At 41.9% G+C, this 13,926-nt stretch carries 16 protein-coding genes and 1 pseudogene; 2 read left to right on the top strand and 15 right to left on the bottom strand.

Features of this window, described 5'->3' with window-relative positions; genetic code table 11:
- Nucleotides 1-5: 5 nt before the first annotated feature.
- From AC1M9H_RS08745 to AC1M9H_RS08705, 9 genes are all read right to left on the bottom strand, one after another.
- Complete coding sequence (locus AC1M9H_RS08745; protein WP_168379990.1) at nucleotides 6-338, bottom strand: non-heme iron oxygenase ferredoxin subunit; 333 nt, start codon at nucleotides 336-338, stop codon at nucleotides 6-8.
- Nucleotides 335-1,105, bottom strand: a complete 771-nt coding sequence (locus tag AC1M9H_RS08740; RefSeq protein ID WP_481613210.1) for an SDR family oxidoreductase — start codon at nucleotides 1,103-1,105, stop codon at nucleotides 335-337. The genes AC1M9H_RS08745 and AC1M9H_RS08740 overlap by 4 nt, the downstream gene beginning before the upstream one ends.
- Nucleotides 1,102-1,626, bottom strand: a complete 525-nt coding sequence (locus tag AC1M9H_RS08735) for a flavin reductase family protein (RefSeq protein WP_481608984.1) — start codon at nucleotides 1,624-1,626, stop codon at nucleotides 1,102-1,104. Before AC1M9H_RS08735 ends, AC1M9H_RS08740 begins: the two co-directional genes overlap by 4 nt.
- The gene (locus AC1M9H_RS08730; protein WP_481591578.1) at nucleotides 1,613-2,884 is read right to left on the bottom strand and encodes a styrene monooxygenase/indole monooxygenase family protein; all 1,272 of its coding nucleotides are present in this window, start codon (nucleotides 2,882-2,884) and stop codon (nucleotides 1,613-1,615) included. Before AC1M9H_RS08730 ends, AC1M9H_RS08735 begins: the two co-directional genes overlap by 14 nt.
- A gap of 34 nt (nucleotides 2,885-2,918) precedes the next feature.
- Nucleotides 2,919-3,395 carry a nuclear transport factor 2 family protein gene (locus AC1M9H_RS08725; protein ID WP_481613209.1) on the bottom strand — a complete coding sequence of 159 codons (477 nt, stop codon included), beginning with the start codon at nucleotides 3,393-3,395 and terminating at the stop codon, nucleotides 2,919-2,921.
- 13 nt (nucleotides 3,396-3,408) lie between these two features.
- Complete coding sequence (locus AC1M9H_RS08720; RefSeq protein WP_481587617.1) at nucleotides 3,409-3,762, bottom strand: hypothetical protein; 354 nt, start codon at nucleotides 3,760-3,762, stop codon at nucleotides 3,409-3,411.
- An 11-nt stretch (nucleotides 3,763-3,773) separates the two neighbouring features.
- Nucleotides 3,774-4,976, bottom strand: coding sequence for an aromatic ring-hydroxylating oxygenase subunit alpha (locus AC1M9H_RS08715; RefSeq protein ID WP_481587618.1), 1,203 nt, complete (start codon nucleotides 4,974-4,976; stop codon nucleotides 3,774-3,776).
- 110 nt (nucleotides 4,977-5,086) lie between these two features.
- On the bottom strand, nucleotides 5,087-6,421 hold the full coding sequence (locus tag AC1M9H_RS08710) for an acetamidase/formamidase family protein (protein ID WP_225530670.1): 1,335 nt from the start codon (nucleotides 6,419-6,421) through the stop codon (nucleotides 5,087-5,089).
- Between the two features lie 45 nt (nucleotides 6,422-6,466).
- Nucleotides 6,467-7,351, bottom strand: a complete 885-nt coding sequence (locus AC1M9H_RS08705) for a SphA family protein (RefSeq protein WP_481613208.1) — start codon at nucleotides 7,349-7,351, stop codon at nucleotides 6,467-6,469.
- Nucleotides 7,352-7,684: 333 nt separating this feature from the next.
- On the opposite strand from AC1M9H_RS08705, the gene AC1M9H_RS08700 reads away from it, so the two are divergent.
- Nucleotides 7,685-8,158 carry a nucleotide triphosphate diphosphatase NUDT15 gene (locus tag AC1M9H_RS08700; protein WP_481613207.1) on the top strand — a complete coding sequence of 158 codons (474 nt, stop codon included), beginning with the start codon at nucleotides 7,685-7,687 and terminating at the stop codon, nucleotides 8,156-8,158.
- Nucleotides 8,159-8,180: 22 nt separating this feature from the next.
- Here AC1M9H_RS08700 and AC1M9H_RS08695 read toward each other — a convergent pair.
- The 5 genes and pseudogenes from AC1M9H_RS08695 to AC1M9H_RS08675 form a co-directional block, all read right to left on the bottom strand.
- Nucleotides 8,181-8,718, bottom strand: a pseudogene (locus AC1M9H_RS08695) (GNAT family N-acetyltransferase).
- A 243-nt stretch (nucleotides 8,719-8,961) separates the two neighbouring features.
- Nucleotides 8,962-10,662 carry an urease subunit alpha gene (gene ureC, locus AC1M9H_RS08690; protein WP_481613206.1) on the bottom strand — a complete coding sequence of 567 codons (1,701 nt, stop codon included), beginning with the start codon at nucleotides 10,660-10,662 and terminating at the stop codon, nucleotides 8,962-8,964.
- Between the two features lie 12 nt (nucleotides 10,663-10,674).
- Nucleotides 10,675-10,983, bottom strand: a complete 309-nt coding sequence (locus AC1M9H_RS08685; protein WP_481607781.1) for an urease subunit beta — start codon at nucleotides 10,981-10,983, stop codon at nucleotides 10,675-10,677.
- A gap of 22 nt (nucleotides 10,984-11,005) precedes the next feature.
- Nucleotides 11,006-11,308: an urease subunit gamma gene (ureA, locus tag AC1M9H_RS08680; RefSeq protein ID WP_035270654.1), complete on the bottom strand. Its 303-nt coding sequence runs from the start codon at nucleotides 11,306-11,308 to the stop codon at nucleotides 11,006-11,008.
- 96 nt (nucleotides 11,309-11,404) lie between these two features.
- Nucleotides 11,405-12,280: an urease accessory protein UreD gene (locus tag AC1M9H_RS08675; protein ID WP_481613205.1), complete on the bottom strand. Its 876-nt coding sequence runs from the start codon at nucleotides 12,278-12,280 to the stop codon at nucleotides 11,405-11,407.
- A 235-nt stretch (nucleotides 12,281-12,515) separates the two neighbouring features.
- On the opposite strand from AC1M9H_RS08675, the gene AC1M9H_RS08670 reads away from it, so the two are divergent.
- On the top strand, nucleotides 12,516-13,451 hold the full coding sequence (locus tag AC1M9H_RS08670) for an LpxL/LpxP family acyltransferase (RefSeq protein WP_481613204.1): 936 nt from the start codon (nucleotides 12,516-12,518) through the stop codon (nucleotides 13,449-13,451).
- 22 nt (nucleotides 13,452-13,473) lie between these two features.
- On the opposite strand, the gene AC1M9H_RS08665 is transcribed toward AC1M9H_RS08670, so the two are convergent.
- On the bottom strand, nucleotides 13,474-13,926 hold a 453-nt coding region (locus AC1M9H_RS08665), incomplete at its 5' end, for a hypothetical protein (protein WP_481590399.1).

The raw sequence follows: 13,926 nt of genomic DNA, 5'->3' as shown, positions 1-13,926 counted from the left end.
CGGCATCACTCCACCAAATAGACTTTGTCTTCACGCACGATGGATTGATAGGTTTTCAGTGGAATTGTACATGGCGCCCCACAAGGTTCACCTGTTTTGATATCGAATGCACCTGCATGAAATGGGCACTCCACTTCACAGCCATCAATTTCACCATCTGCCAATGATGCATCACCATGTGTACAGGTATCATCGGTGACATAGAACTCGCCATCTTCTAAATGAAATACTGCCAATGGCGGATAACCGTCAATGATGACTTGTAGTCCCTCACCCTGTTCCACATCAGAGGTTGAACACAAAAATTTCTCAGCAACATTGGTCATTTTAATGTTCATTGGCTTAACTCCTCTATGGGTGAATCTGTGGCTTCAGGACCTAGAATGTGATAACCACCATCGGCATGAATCACACTGCCTGTCAGTAATTTTGATTTCGGGCTACACAACAAACTTAATGCTTGTGCGACTTCCTCTGCATCCGCAATACGCCCTAACACATGGAAACGTCCTGCCACGCGGTCCGTCTTGGTACGGTCTCCGCCAGAGATCATTTGCATTGGTACTGACCAAGTCCAACCTAATGAGAGTGCATGTACACGAATACCATCTTGCGCTAGATCCAGTGCCATGCTTTGTGTGAGTTGCTCTAAAGTTGCTTTAGACGCTGGATAGACCCAGCGTTCTTTTTGTGCAATGCGTGCACTGACACTGCTAATATTGATCACTGCACCATCAACGCTGGCCTGCAGCAAAGGTCGACATGCCTGGACCAGTGCTGCATGACCAAACACGGTCACATTAAAAGTATTTTGCCAATCTTGACGTGTTGAGGCAGATCCATGATCTTCATACAAACACGCCAAATTCACCAAAATATCTAACTGTGTTAATTTGGCACTTAATGTGCGAATACTGTCATCATTAGCGAGATCTAAAAATTCATATTGCGCTTGGGTTGCGTCTGCCACTTGCTGACCTTGCGTTTGATTAATGTCGGCAACAATGACTTGTGCACCTAAGCTTTTTAATTCTTGCACCACGGCTTGACCAATGTGCGTTGCACCACCTGTCACCAGGACCACTTTGCCATTTAAGTCTGTCATGAAACCTCCTTGTACTCAGGCCATTCATTAAATTGACCTTTGCAGAACAACAGTGGACGTTGGTTACTGTGACGACATTGCTCAATTTTTCCTAAGAAAATTTGATGATCGCCTGCTTCAATTTGTTGTTCACGTTTGCAAACAAACTGCACCACACAACCTTCTAAAATAGGTGCTTTGCAATCTTGAATAGTCCACGTGCCATGTTGGAACTTATCCGCAATCGGCTTAGCAAAGTTCAAACCTACATCTCGCTGATGTGCACCTAAAATATTGATCGCAAAGTATTCAGCATTTTCAAAAATGGATCGGCTCGGAGAATGATTGACTAAACTCCATAACACCAATGCAGGATCTAAAGACACTGAACTAAAGGAATTAATCGTCAACCCTACAGGTTGTTGATCTTGGTCTAGGCAAGTGACGATTGCCACTCCTGTCGCAAAGCCACCAAATGCCTGACGGAGCGATTTCGCTTCCGCCAGATCAACATCCTGCCAAAGTAATTCAGGCAGCTGCATGTTGAAACTCCTTTCGTGACAAGTACTCTTTTGCCCCAGCTTCACCATCTACCGCTGGCCAGAAACCGCATGGATTGTTGAAATGCCCCATAAAATCATCTGCAATGGCTTGGTTTTGCGATGCTGCGCCTAACACTTGCAATAAGCTTTCACTTGGTGGGTTTAACAGCAAGTTGGTAAATTCTGTGGTATAACGACCTGACTTTTCCCAGAATTGCTCGAATACTTCTGTCATCCAATCTGCACTAAAGTCTTCATCACCTCGTGCTAAAATCGCAGCTAAATAATGCTCCACCATACGAGTTGCATTGTTTGCGCCTTGTCCTGCGATTGGATCATTTACAATGACAGTGTCTCCAATCCCCCAAATTTTTGCACCGTTATCTAAGGTTGCAACAGGATCTCGAACTTCAGGGCGGAATGCACCTTTGAGCCATGCATTTGGATCACTTAATTCCATATTATCGACCATACGGAAGCTTTGATCTGGTGTTACTTTGGCAACTGCTTCTTTCATGCGTTGGACCATTTCTTCGCCAGATGTCACATCATCGAAGATATCCATTGGACCATTCGGTACACATTCAAATAAGAAACTACGACATGGACCATGCGTGTGACTGTAGAATGGCATACTGAAGTATTCACCTGCACCTGCCACGAAGTTGAAATGTAAGGTCTGTGAGGGTTGACCTTGCCAACTATTTGGACCACACAAATCATCACCTACGACGAGTGCAGCAGCCAATTTACGTGGCGGTGTTTGATGCACTGAACGTGTTTCATTGCGTTTGAATAGGCTCGTGATATTGCCCTTACCTGCCGCCAAAATCGTCAGATCATTTTCAGCAGTGATTACTTCCAAATCTTCTGGACTGACATTTTGAATGATGAGCTTGCCACCACGGCGTGGATATTCTTCTAACCAACGGTGATACTTGGTTCGCTGATCCATCGCGATACCTTTGTTCTGATGCAAGAATCCTGTAAGTGGCAATGCAATTGAACCATCTGGACCACGGAAATCTACATGAATGGCTTGACCATGATGGGCTTTACCATCCCAGAAATTCAAACCAAGTTTGCGTTCAAACTCTAATGTATTGGCGAAGAACATCGTGGTACTGACCATACGACCGTGTAACAATTCATCCGCAGGGCGATCTACATATAAAGTGACATCATATTTATTTTCGAGTAGCGAGAACGCGAGTAATAAGCCTGCTTGTCCACCACCGATAATTGCGATTTTTCTCATCTTGAATTCCCCTTAGGCCGTACTGATACAGTGCCTATATTGCTGTGTTCGGATAAGGTTGATTGAAGGTCAGATTCAGTTCGACACGATCAAATTTCCATTCACCCCATTGATTCCGACGTACTTCCGTTTTATAAAAACCACCTAAACAACAGGTTGTTGGTTGGTTTTGTTGTGTTGATGAATCTGCCAGATTACAGACTTCCCAAAGCATCCATGACGCGTTTGCATGATTTTGATCAATGACTTCAATATCTGGCATCGCCATGATATGTAAGCTCCAAAGCACTTGTGCTTCTGCAATCTCTGACAATGCATTCAAGATATTTTGGCGTCCTTGATATTCTCCAAAACCCTTAGCACACCATATGGCATCCTCATGAAATACATGCTGTAAAATGGCTGAATTGTTGCGCTGATCAGCCGCTGTTGCATAACGACCGATCAGGCTACGAATCACCTCGCAGGTCTCCAGATAGTGCAAACGCTGTTCTAGATTGTGCTGGCTCATCTTCGAGATCCTTTTAAACGTTAACTACATCACCAGTTTCATAAACGAAACGCTTTTCTTCAAAGGCGTATGGCACACCCACTGAACCTTTATAAAGTTCAATATGTGGAGCAACTTCGGCAAAACTCAGGCTTAACCAGTACAACTTGTGCAGCTCTTCAGGCAAGGTCCCTAAAGCGTATTGGTCAAGTGCTGCAAGTAGCTTGCGCATTTCAGGCAAAATAGCATCGTAAAAAGCTTGCAATTCAGCTGTAGTCGAATTTAAGCGTGCTGCATGACGTTGTTTCGATGTCCCTAAAGCCCATTTCGCGACATAAGGTTCTAAGCTTGAAAAGTCAGCTGGCAATTGTGAAATGATGTTTGACATGTGCATTCTCCTTATGCGCGATTCAGGTATTGTTCAAGAACGTGGTAACCGTGACGAATCAGGATTTCTTCGTCTTGTAGATGCATCACTTTTTTCGCTCGAGACTCAAGTGCTTCTTGGGTATCTTCCATGGTGGCAGTATCTTCTAACCACGCATTACGTTGTAATACTTGTGCAAACTCTTGCGCCCAACGCTCTGAATAGGTTTTCGCTTTAGGCAGGTAATAGCGACCCTCCCAACGGGTTTGGTTATGACCGACCGGCCAGAACTGATGGGTGAACCATACACCTTCAGTCACATGCACCAAGATATTCGGGAAAATGACAGATAATTCAAACGAGAAGTCATCACGATCATTTGGATTGACTGATTTAGGTAGCTGAACACGTTCATAGTGATTCACCAATGATGCGCCAGTGATCTCACCTGACAATGCAGCCGCTGGTTTTGGATTGGCGTTTTTGGTTAAGCACACAGCGCAAGTACGATGATCACCAAACAATTGCACTTCTTGTAAACCTGATGCGAATACATTCGGGAAAGAGCCTGCATGAATGGTCGCCACGTGATACGCTTCAGCAAATGCGTCATGAGCGACTTTCCAGTTACAGTTCAGAACTGTGTTATAGGCAAAGCATTCTTCCATTTCATGGAATGGATAACCGCCTAAATGCTGTCCCATACCACCTAAGAATTCTTCTACCGATTGAGTGCCATCATTATCCAAATTGATGAAAATAAAACCTTCCCAAACTTGGGTACGAATAGGTGCAAGACCGTTATGACCTTTATCAAAACAAGAAGTGAATTTTTCTTCTTCAGGTACACTAACCAAATCACCTTTAGCATCGTAAACCCAGCCATGGAAACGGCAAGTCACGACTGCAGCTTTATTTGAACCAAAAGTTTCATTGCCAGTCTCCACCACAACTTTATTGCCACGGTGTGAACAAATATTATGAAATCCACGAATTTCACCATCTTTACCGTGCATTAAAATGACTGAGGTTTTAGCAAAATCTAAGCGTTTAACTTTGTAGTCGCCTTTCTTTGGTATTTCTTCTACACGCCCCACTTTCAGCCAAACTTTTGAGAAAACTTTTTCAATTTCCTCTTGATAGATCTCTGGCGAAATACATGGTTCGGTTGGAATCGGCTCAATACCAAGTTCTGGATATAAATCGCCCCAACGGAGTTTTGCATTACTGTTCATATGACATTCCTGTTCAAGTTCTCGTTTCTAAGTTTTAAGTTCAGTAAATTTCATGCTTATTTGCGAACAGCGTTTGAATCATCTGAATCAACCGCCGTTCACGTGATGAATTAAAGTTGGTAATGTTCGCGAACTAAGTTTGCGATCCCCAATTTTTCTAAAATTGGCATTGGGCATAAGAAGGTTGCACGTACCATTCCTGGTAAACGGCTGATTTCGATAGAGCCTGTGATGGTGCAACGGTTCATAACCTCATCCACACTTAAACCTGTGACTTTTGCCGCTCGATTTAAAGCATTGTCCGTTGCATCATTGAGGTTCTTACCTGTTCCCATAAATGTGATTGGACCACTTTCCTCAATCTCAGTTTGTCCCCAACGCGCACCTAATGCTTTCACTTTTTCACGCTCTTCCTTGGTAAATGGACGTGCCATTGGTGGTAAGTCATCTGGTGCTTGAAGTAAAATTGGGCCGTCAATTGTTAAACCTTTAATCACTTCCACTTGTAATTCTGTTTCGCCTGAAACGTCCGTGGCATGCCCTGCAATTTCACCATTGCCTTGTTGCGCATGCATATCTCCCATGTAGACACCTGCACCTGGTACTTTCACAGGACAAATCAAAATACAGCCTGGACGAATCGAATTGGTATCCATGTGACCGTCTGTTTTGGCTGCGATAAGTTCTTCTTCAGTCATTCCGAATTTATGCGGTGCATCAATCAAATACTGACCAAAGTCGTGGCAGTTGTGAGAGTCTGGTAAGTCACGTGAAGGTGTCGTACCAATATTTCCGAGGAATGGACGCATATGCGCAGCAACCCCAGGCATATCAGCACGTGCAAGCGACAAGATTGAATGTTGCGCTGCATGTTCAGGCAGTGCAGAAAGCTCATTGGCATTGCCTGCTAACTTGTTGGCAATCTCTTGATTGACCGTCAAGCTCACTTTGTTTTCTTCATCCAACACAATCACATAACCATGTGAAAAGCGAAAAGCACTGACTTCTGCCCCACAGTTTTTACAGTGAATCGCATCTTCACCAATTCCTTCTACATAACTTGCCGGTTGCTCTGTACCACATGCTTCACAGTATTTCGCAACAAACGGATCGCCTTTATAACGCCCTTCAACAAATTGCATCACACCCGATGAGGTTGCTGTAGAAGTGACATGCATATCCTTAATCTTTAAAGCGACAGCATCACCTACCTCTGCACCTTCAATAAAGACAGGGAGTGTCACTTCATGACCACCTTGGAATGCAGGTGTAATCATTGGACCCCAACAGCCAGGCGGTGTGCCTGTTTTTAACGTTCCACCATTTTTTAAAGGTCCCAGCATACGTTGGCTTGGTCCCACAATACCGCCTGAAAACTCATTCACCACTAAATAATCGACAGCTCCAGCACTGCCTGCTGCATATTCTTGATTCTCAATTTTCATGGCCTTATCTCTATATGCTTGCTCTAATGTTTAGGTAACAATGTTTTAAAATGGGATGGTGATATCAATTGCGAACTTCTGACCTTCTGGTCGGTTTTCAACATCAAATTCTTTTTGATATTTCGCTGCGATTGCATACCCTTTAGGGAATTGATAGCGAACTTGCGGACCTATGCTGGCTGCTTTAGCTTTAAAATCACCTAAAACAGCACCTTCACCTGAGTCACCTTCAAGCTGACGATGTACGTAACCACCAACACCAACCGCCAAAGGTCCCATGTGTTTCGCAACTAAGTAATCGACATGCAAAGCGTTGCCCGATTCATATTTGGTATCCTTATTCTCGAAATTGATGTCGTACATCCACTTTGTACTGACTTCGATACCTTGTTTATTTAAGTATGTGGTCGAGATAATTGGTTGAATGGTGTAATAGTTACGTCCAATATTCGCGAGTCTATTTTTGTTGTAAGAGCCAACTGGGATATAAAAGTCGATACCTGTAGCCACATGCCAATCCCCTTTATGCCAACCCAATAAGAATGGATCGATAATGAGATCACCCATTGACATGTGATCATCTTGACGACCACCTAATGTAAGATCTGCATGGGCATATACAAGGAATGCATGCATGCCCCATGTCGCGCCTAAAAATGTTTTGTCACTGACATAGACACCACGAGCAACTGTGGCAAAAGTATCAATTTTAAAATCATCAAATACTGGATGATCATTTTTAAATTTATTTGCGTTGTAGTATTGGTTATAACTGACGAGATACATCCCAGGTGGCGGCATTGCGCCACCAAAAAAACTCTCTGTCCCATCAGGATAAGCACTTCCGCCATTTTCAGCGGCAAGCGCTAAACTTGCGCTACTGAAAAGACATGTGGTCAATGCCACAGAAGTTAGATATTTCCTTACCATTTACCGCATCCCCCTCGTTGCTAAATTCCTTGCTGGCGATGTTCTAAATCGTCTAGCGCATGTCTTAATCTAGTCTTGAAAGGAGGCAGGGAAATATAAGGATGAATCTATGTTGAATTAAGGGATTATCTTGTAGAAATATTGATTTATTCTCACTGGTATAGAGGTTTTAGAGAAATAAAATAGGTTTTCTTCACTATAGTGATAGGTAAAATCCCCTATAAATGTGAATGATTTTTTATTTAAATTACATGTTTTGAAACATTTGAAAGTTAGCGTTGTCATATCGCTGTTGTACTTTTTAGAACACAGAGCAGCTAGATGTGCACAATCATGAATATTAAAAGCAACTCCATCATCGGCGTGGGCATCATGTTGATTGATCAACGTCAAAAAGTTCTATTGGGTTATAGAAACAAAATTGATGAACCTGCCTCATGGTGTTTTCCGGGTGGAAAAATGGATGCGCATGAATCAGTTGAAGATGCTGCAGTACGCGAATTGTTAGAGGAAACTGCTTTAGATCTGAGTCAATATATTGAGTCTATTCAACCCTTAAATACGATCATTGATCAAAATGCTGAGGCGGTGAAGATTACGTTCGGAACGATTTATCAACTTTTAGATGAACGTTTAAAAACTCAAATTTGCGTGACAGAATCTGAGATTTTTGAGCGTTGGGAATGGTTTAGCATTGATGAGCTTCCACAACCACTTTTTTCTGAAACTGAAGTCATGATTAGACATTGGCTCAAACAATTTCAAGATAAAAAATGGTCTGTATATTCCTTGTCTAAGAAAGATTAGTTTTAATAAATTAATTTCAAAATTATTTTATAAAGGTATCTTTATTTATTTCATATAAAATATGATTTTCAAGAATATGCCCTGTAGGTAATTCTGAATGCTTGAATTGCTTAACTTCGGTCATACCTAGCCTTTTCATAACTGCTTCTGAAGGCTTATTTGTCAAAGCTGTAAATGCAACTACTTTATTTAAATTAAGCTCTTCAAAAGCATATATCAATGCAGCTCTTGCACCTTCTGTTGCGTACCCCATTCCCCAATATCTTTTTAATAACCGCCATCCAATTTCAACACATGGAGAAAATTCGAATAACACTGGTTGATTGTGCAATCCAATAAAACCAATAAACTCACTAGTACCTTTCAACTCTACAGCCCAAAAGCCCCACCCGTTTCGTTCAATTAACTCATAAATTTTTTCCGCCATCTCAATACTCTGTTGTGGGGTCAAAACTTCATGAAAATATTTCATAACATCTGGATCTAAACCAATTTTTTATAAAAGATGAGTAATCTGCTTCCTTCCATTGTCTTAATATTAGTCTCTCAGTTTCAATCATTAGAGTACCTCTATGAATCTATTAAATTTAATATTTTTTGTGCTTGGAAAACTTCTAATATCGATTAAATTTAAAATTTATATATTTTAATTCAGTGTTTAATTTCTTTTAGCAAACGCGTTTATTCCGCTGAAATTTTTATGTATTTAAAATAAATCGATGAATTCTATCTAATGATAAAGTCTTATTAATTACATAAGACTTTATCACCTATCACAGTAATTATCTTTTCTAGAGACAACTTTAAAACAAGAAATACCGCTGTGCCATCGGCAATACTTCCGCAGGCTCACAGGTTAGCAATTTCCCATTGGCTCGCACTTCATAAATTTCAGGATCAACCTCCATCACAGGACAATAGGTATTTAGTTTCATATCTTTCTTCTGAATATCGCGTGTACCTTTACATGGACTGATCAACTTTTTCAGACCCAATTTTTCATGTACACCTGCCTCAATGGCGACTTGGGATAAAAAGGTGATACAGGTGTTATGCACACCGCGCGCATTTGCCCCAAACATCGGACGATAATGCACAGGCTGTGGTGTTGGAATCGAAGCGTTAATATCTCCCATCGGCGCAGCTGCAATCATGCCACCTTTAATAATCATCGAAGGCTTCACCCCAAAAAATGCAGGCTTCCACAACACTAAATCTGCAAGTTTCCCCACTTCCACCGAACCAATTTCATGGCTTAAACCATGCGTAATCGCAGGGTTAATTGTATATTTGGCGATATAACGTTTGACCCGATTATTGTCATGCGTGGCATTGTCACCTTCTAAAGGACCCCGCTGTATTTTCATTTTATGTGCGGTTTGCCATGTGCGAATCACCACTTCACCAACTCTCCCCATCGCTTGCGAGTCTGATGACATCATGGCAATGGCACCTAAGTCCTGCAAAATATCTTCTGCTGCAATGGTTTCACGTCGAATACGACTTTCCGCAAATGCCACATCTTCAGAAATCGCAGGGTCTAAATGGTGACACACCATCAGCATATCCAAATGCTCATCAATGGTGTTGATGGTATACGGACGAGTTGGATTGGTGGAAGATGGCAACACATTCGGCTGACCAATGGCTTTTAAAATATCAGGGGCATGTCCACCGCCTGCGCCTTCGGTATGGTAGGTGTGAATGGTACGATTTTTAAATGCAGCCAAGGTTTCTTCCAAGAAACCGCTTTCATTTAACGTGTCAGTATGAATGGCCACCTGCACATCAAATTCATCGGCAACACTCAGGCAATTATCAATCGCTGCGGGGGTTGAACCCCAATCTTCATGTAGCTTTAAACCCACCACACCTGCTCGAATTTGCTCACGAATCGGCTCAGGCTGACTCAAATTGCCTTTACCAAGTAAACCAATATTCATCGGTAAATCATCTATGGCTTGAAGCATCGTCCCGATATGCCAAGGCCCCGGTGTCACTGTAGTTGCAGAAGTCCCTGCCGCAGGGCCTGTACCACCACCAATCATGGTGGTCACACCGGACATCAGTGCCGTTTCCACTTGCTGCGGGCAAATCCAATGAATATGCGTATCGACACCGCCTGCGGTGAGAATCTGTCCTTCACCAGCGATCACTTCCGTCGCTGCACCAAGTGGAATGGTGATATCGGGCTGAATATCTGGATTTCCCGCTTTCCCAATTTTCCAAATGCGACCGCTCTTTAAACCGACATCAGCTTTGACAATACCCCACCAATCCACAATCAGCGCATTGGTAATGACCGTATCCGCAACATCTTCAGCCAACAGTTGTGATTGTCCCATGCCATCACGAATCACTTTACCACCGCCAAACTTCACTTCCTCACCATAGGTAGTGAGGTCTTGCTCAACTTCAATAAACAGCTCAGTATCCGCGAGACGAACTCGATCACCTACCGTTGGACCAAACATTTCCGCATAAGCACGGCGTGACATTTTCATTATTATTTTCCCTTAATCCAACTTACCCATAACACGACCCGCAAAGCCATACACCTCACGCTTACCTGCGAGTGCAACAAGTTCAATATCTCGACTCTGTCCTGGCTCAAAACGCACCGCTGTACCTGCCGCAATATTCAGTCGATATCCTCGTGCTAACTCACGATCAAACTGCAACGCATCATTCGCTTCAGCAAAGTGATAATGTGACCCAACCTGAATCGGTCGATCCCCTGCATTTGCTACCGTCATTTTGAGCGTTGCCCGTCCGACATTCATTTCAATGTCTGTATTGGACGTAATGATTTCACCTGGAATCATATTTAATTTTTCCTCTCAGACATCACACAATCGGTTGATGTACAGTGACCAGTTTTGAACCATCAGGAAATGTCGCTTCCACTTGGACCTCTGCGATCATTTCAGCCACGCCTTCCATTACTTCATCCCGTTTTAGCAATGTTGTTCCAAAATGCATGAGGTCACTCACACTCATTCCATCACGTGCACCTTCTAATAGTGCGGCAGAAATATAAGCCACTGCTTCTGGATAATTCAGCTTTAATCCACGGGCCTTGCGTCTTTCCGCTACAAGCCCCGCAGTAAAAATCAGCATTTTGTCTTTTTCTGTAGGTGTTAGTTCCATAATGCTTTCCTCACTATCTTTAAATATTGATGCAAGATGTGTGCTCAAATGTTTGTGTTAAAACAACTTAACTATGTTGCTATGACAAGAATAAATTTATGTGCGCCAAATTCTTGGGAACTCTTCATCAAGATCAAACCAATAACGACGAAGCTTTGCACGAATTGCAGCAAATGCATCATGACACTCACGTACATCATCTCCGAGATAACGTGCGGTTACGACGTAATCGAGTAATGTCAATGTGACGTTAATATTCATACGCATGATTAATTCACGAATTTGATCAATATGTTGATCAACATAGAAATTTGACCGGTATTGTTCTGGAGGCACTGCCCAAAAACTGGCCATCACTGCATGACCGTTCATCCCTAAACAGGACTTTAACCAACGATCATTGCCTTTAAAATTTAAACAGTCTGCAACCAATATTTTCTGATTTTGATAAAGCTGAAATTTATTTTGGTAAGCACCCTGCGAGAAGGTTTCATGTCGTGCTTGCCGTCCAATCACCAACATATCCCAACCGATAAAACTGGCAGCAGCGTCCAAATGTACGATTGTTTCTGAATTTGCATTCGCACCATTAAAGAGCATCGTCTCTTGAGGAAGCCATTCGAAAATCGCCTCATCTTGGACATGAATATGAATATGTTGAAATGCTTGTTTAAGATTGGTTTTGTACCACTTCCCTGCGCCAGGTGTGGTAACCAAAGCATGCGAATCCTGATCTATTTTTATTTCAAAGGTAAGATGATCTCCACCAGCAATTCCAGCAGGTGGATGAACAATAATGGCGTGACATACTCCTGTTTTTTCAGGCCACAGCATCTTTTGCACGCGAACAGGTCCAAAGTGCTTACGATGCGCCAAAATTGTGCGATTTGAATCTTTGGTAAAACCTAACTCTAATTTAGCAAACCAATACTGTGCATTTTTGACTGGCTCATTGAACAATACTTGATTCATTCCCGGTCATCTTCGTATTCCTATCATTTTCAGTAAATGTTCTGCAAAAATTGCACCAAGTTTGCTCAAGCTAATTTTGGTTAAAGGTTTTTAGGCACTTAATGTTGTTATTGATGAGTAATTCATGTGAAAAATCTAAGAACGTTTTTCTAAAGAATCCGATTGTTGCCTTCGCCGAAAAAAAACAGTTCGTGCTAATATAGTGAATTACCTTAAATTGTTATCAAGTTTGAATATGAGTAAACAGAAAAACTACCAACCGGGAGAGTTCCAGTGGTCTTTCTTAATGCCAAAATATTGGGGCATTTGGATTGGTATTATATTTCTGATGCTCCTTGCGATATTACCTTGGGCAATTCAGCATCGTTTAGCTTATCTGATGGGAAATGTAGCTTTCAAATACTTGCGTTCACGTCGTGAAACAACTTTAAGAAATTTAGAAGTCTGCTTTCCTGAATGGATGCCCGAACTTCGTTATGAAAATGCTCGCCAAGTCTTTATTGATCAAATGGTCGGTGTTTTTGAAACACTGAATGCTTGGTATTGTCCCAAATGGTTTAAAGATCGTGTAACGATTGAAGGTTTAGAACATATTCAACAAGCACAAGCAGAAGGGCGTGGGGCTTTACTACTCGGTACACACTCTACCCTACTCGATGCAGGTGGATATGTCTGTGCCCAGTATTTTGATCCAGATGTCGTATATCGTCCGCAAAATAATCCATTGCTAGATATGCTGATTTACCGTTGTCGTGCCACGATTTATACCAATCAAATCGACCATGATGATATGCGTGGATTAATCCGTCATTTAAAAGAAGGACGACCTATTTGGTATAGTCCCGACCAAGATTTTGGTCTTAAACAAGGCGTTATGGCACCCTTTTTTGGTGTACCCGCAGCCACTGTAACTGCACATCGCCGTATATTAAAAATGACCAAAGCTGCCGCGATTCCACTTTACTTCTACCGTAAAGGTGATATTACAAATCCGAAATATCATATTTTGATTGAACCTGCGTTAGACAATATGCCAAGTGAAGATGAAATTGCAGACGCGACACGAACAAATTTGATTATTGAAAATCAACTTCGTTTAGCACCAACCCAATATATGTGGTTCCACCGTAGATTTAAAACACGTCCGGAAGGTTTTGAAAAAATTTATTAAAAAAAGCGGCTGAGCCGCTTTTTTATTGTGTTTCTAATACATCTGAATTTTTATCAGTATCAGGCTTTTTCGCCTCTACCATCTTATAGCGGTTGATACGACCTAACTCATCTTTTAAAGTCATATGCTGCATGTCCAAGACATTTAATATCAGCTTTTCTGAAGTTTTATTTTGATTCTGATCTGTCCAATTTACATTGAACTCCGTACCTAAACGAGTCCATTGATTTGCTTGAATTTCACCGACAGCAACAGGGGTTATAAATTTTGGTACTTTTCCGTTGAGATCAATTTGAATCTCTTTTAAATCCACCCTTGGACATTGCTCAGCAAAACATTGATAGGCTGTTGGTTCAGGCGTTACTTTTTGAGCAAAAGACTGTGCTTTAGCTTCTTTAGCTTCTTTAGCTTCTTTAGCTTCTTTAGCTTCTTTAGCTTCTTTAGCTTCTTTAGCTTCTTTAGCTTCTTTAGCTTC

The organism is Acinetobacter sp. ANC_7512, from assembly GCF_056779935.1.
This window is presented reverse-complemented; position numbering and strand designations above follow the sequence as displayed.

Bases quoted from the DNA above. Each gene is read 5' to 3' on its own strand.
- AC1M9H_RS08745 (WP_168379990.1), bottom strand. From the start codon at position 338: ATGAACATTAAAATGACCAATGTTGCTGAGAAATTTTTGTGTTCAACC.
- AC1M9H_RS08740 (WP_481613210.1), bottom strand. From the start codon at position 1,105: ATGACAGACTTAAATGGCAAAGTGGTCCTGGTGACAGGTGGTGCAACG.
- AC1M9H_RS08735 (WP_481608984.1), bottom strand. From the start codon at position 1,626: ATGCAGCTGCCTGAATTACTTTGGCAGGATGTTGATCTGGCGGAAGCG.
- AC1M9H_RS08730 (WP_481591578.1), bottom strand. From the start codon at position 2,884: ATGAGAAAAATCGCAATTATCGGTGGTGGACAAGCAGGCTTATTACTC.
- AC1M9H_RS08725 (WP_481613209.1), bottom strand. From the start codon at position 3,395: ATGAGCCAGCACAATCTAGAACAGCGTTTGCACTATCTGGAGACCTGC.
- AC1M9H_RS08720 (WP_481587617.1), bottom strand. From the start codon at position 3,762: ATGTCAAACATCATTTCACAATTGCCAGCTGACTTTTCAAGCTTAGAA.
- AC1M9H_RS08715 (WP_481587618.1), bottom strand. From the start codon at position 4,976: ATGAACAGTAATGCAAAACTCCGTTGGGGCGATTTATATCCAGAACTT.
- AC1M9H_RS08710 (WP_225530670.1), bottom strand. From the start codon at position 6,421: ATGAAAATTGAGAATCAAGAATATGCAGCAGGCAGTGCTGGAGCTGTC.
- AC1M9H_RS08705 (WP_481613208.1), bottom strand. From the start codon at position 7,351: ATGGTAAGGAAATATCTAACTTCTGTGGCATTGACCACATGTCTTTTC.
- AC1M9H_RS08700 (WP_481613207.1), top strand. From the start codon at position 7,685: ATGAATATTAAAAGCAACTCCATCATCGGCGTGGGCATCATGTTGATT.
- ureC (WP_481613206.1), bottom strand. From the start codon at position 10,662: ATGAAAATGTCACGCCGTGCTTATGCGGAAATGTTTGGTCCAACGGTA.
- AC1M9H_RS08685 (WP_481607781.1), bottom strand. From the start codon at position 10,983: ATGATTCCAGGTGAAATCATTACGTCCAATACAGACATTGAAATGAAT.
- ureA (WP_035270654.1), bottom strand. From the start codon at position 11,308: ATGGAACTAACACCTACAGAAAAAGACAAAATGCTGATTTTTACTGCG.
- AC1M9H_RS08675 (WP_481613205.1), bottom strand. From the start codon at position 12,280: ATGAATCAAGTATTGTTCAATGAGCCAGTCAAAAATGCACAGTATTGG.
- AC1M9H_RS08670 (WP_481613204.1), top strand. From the start codon at position 12,516: ATGAGTAAACAGAAAAACTACCAACCGGGAGAGTTCCAGTGGTCTTTC.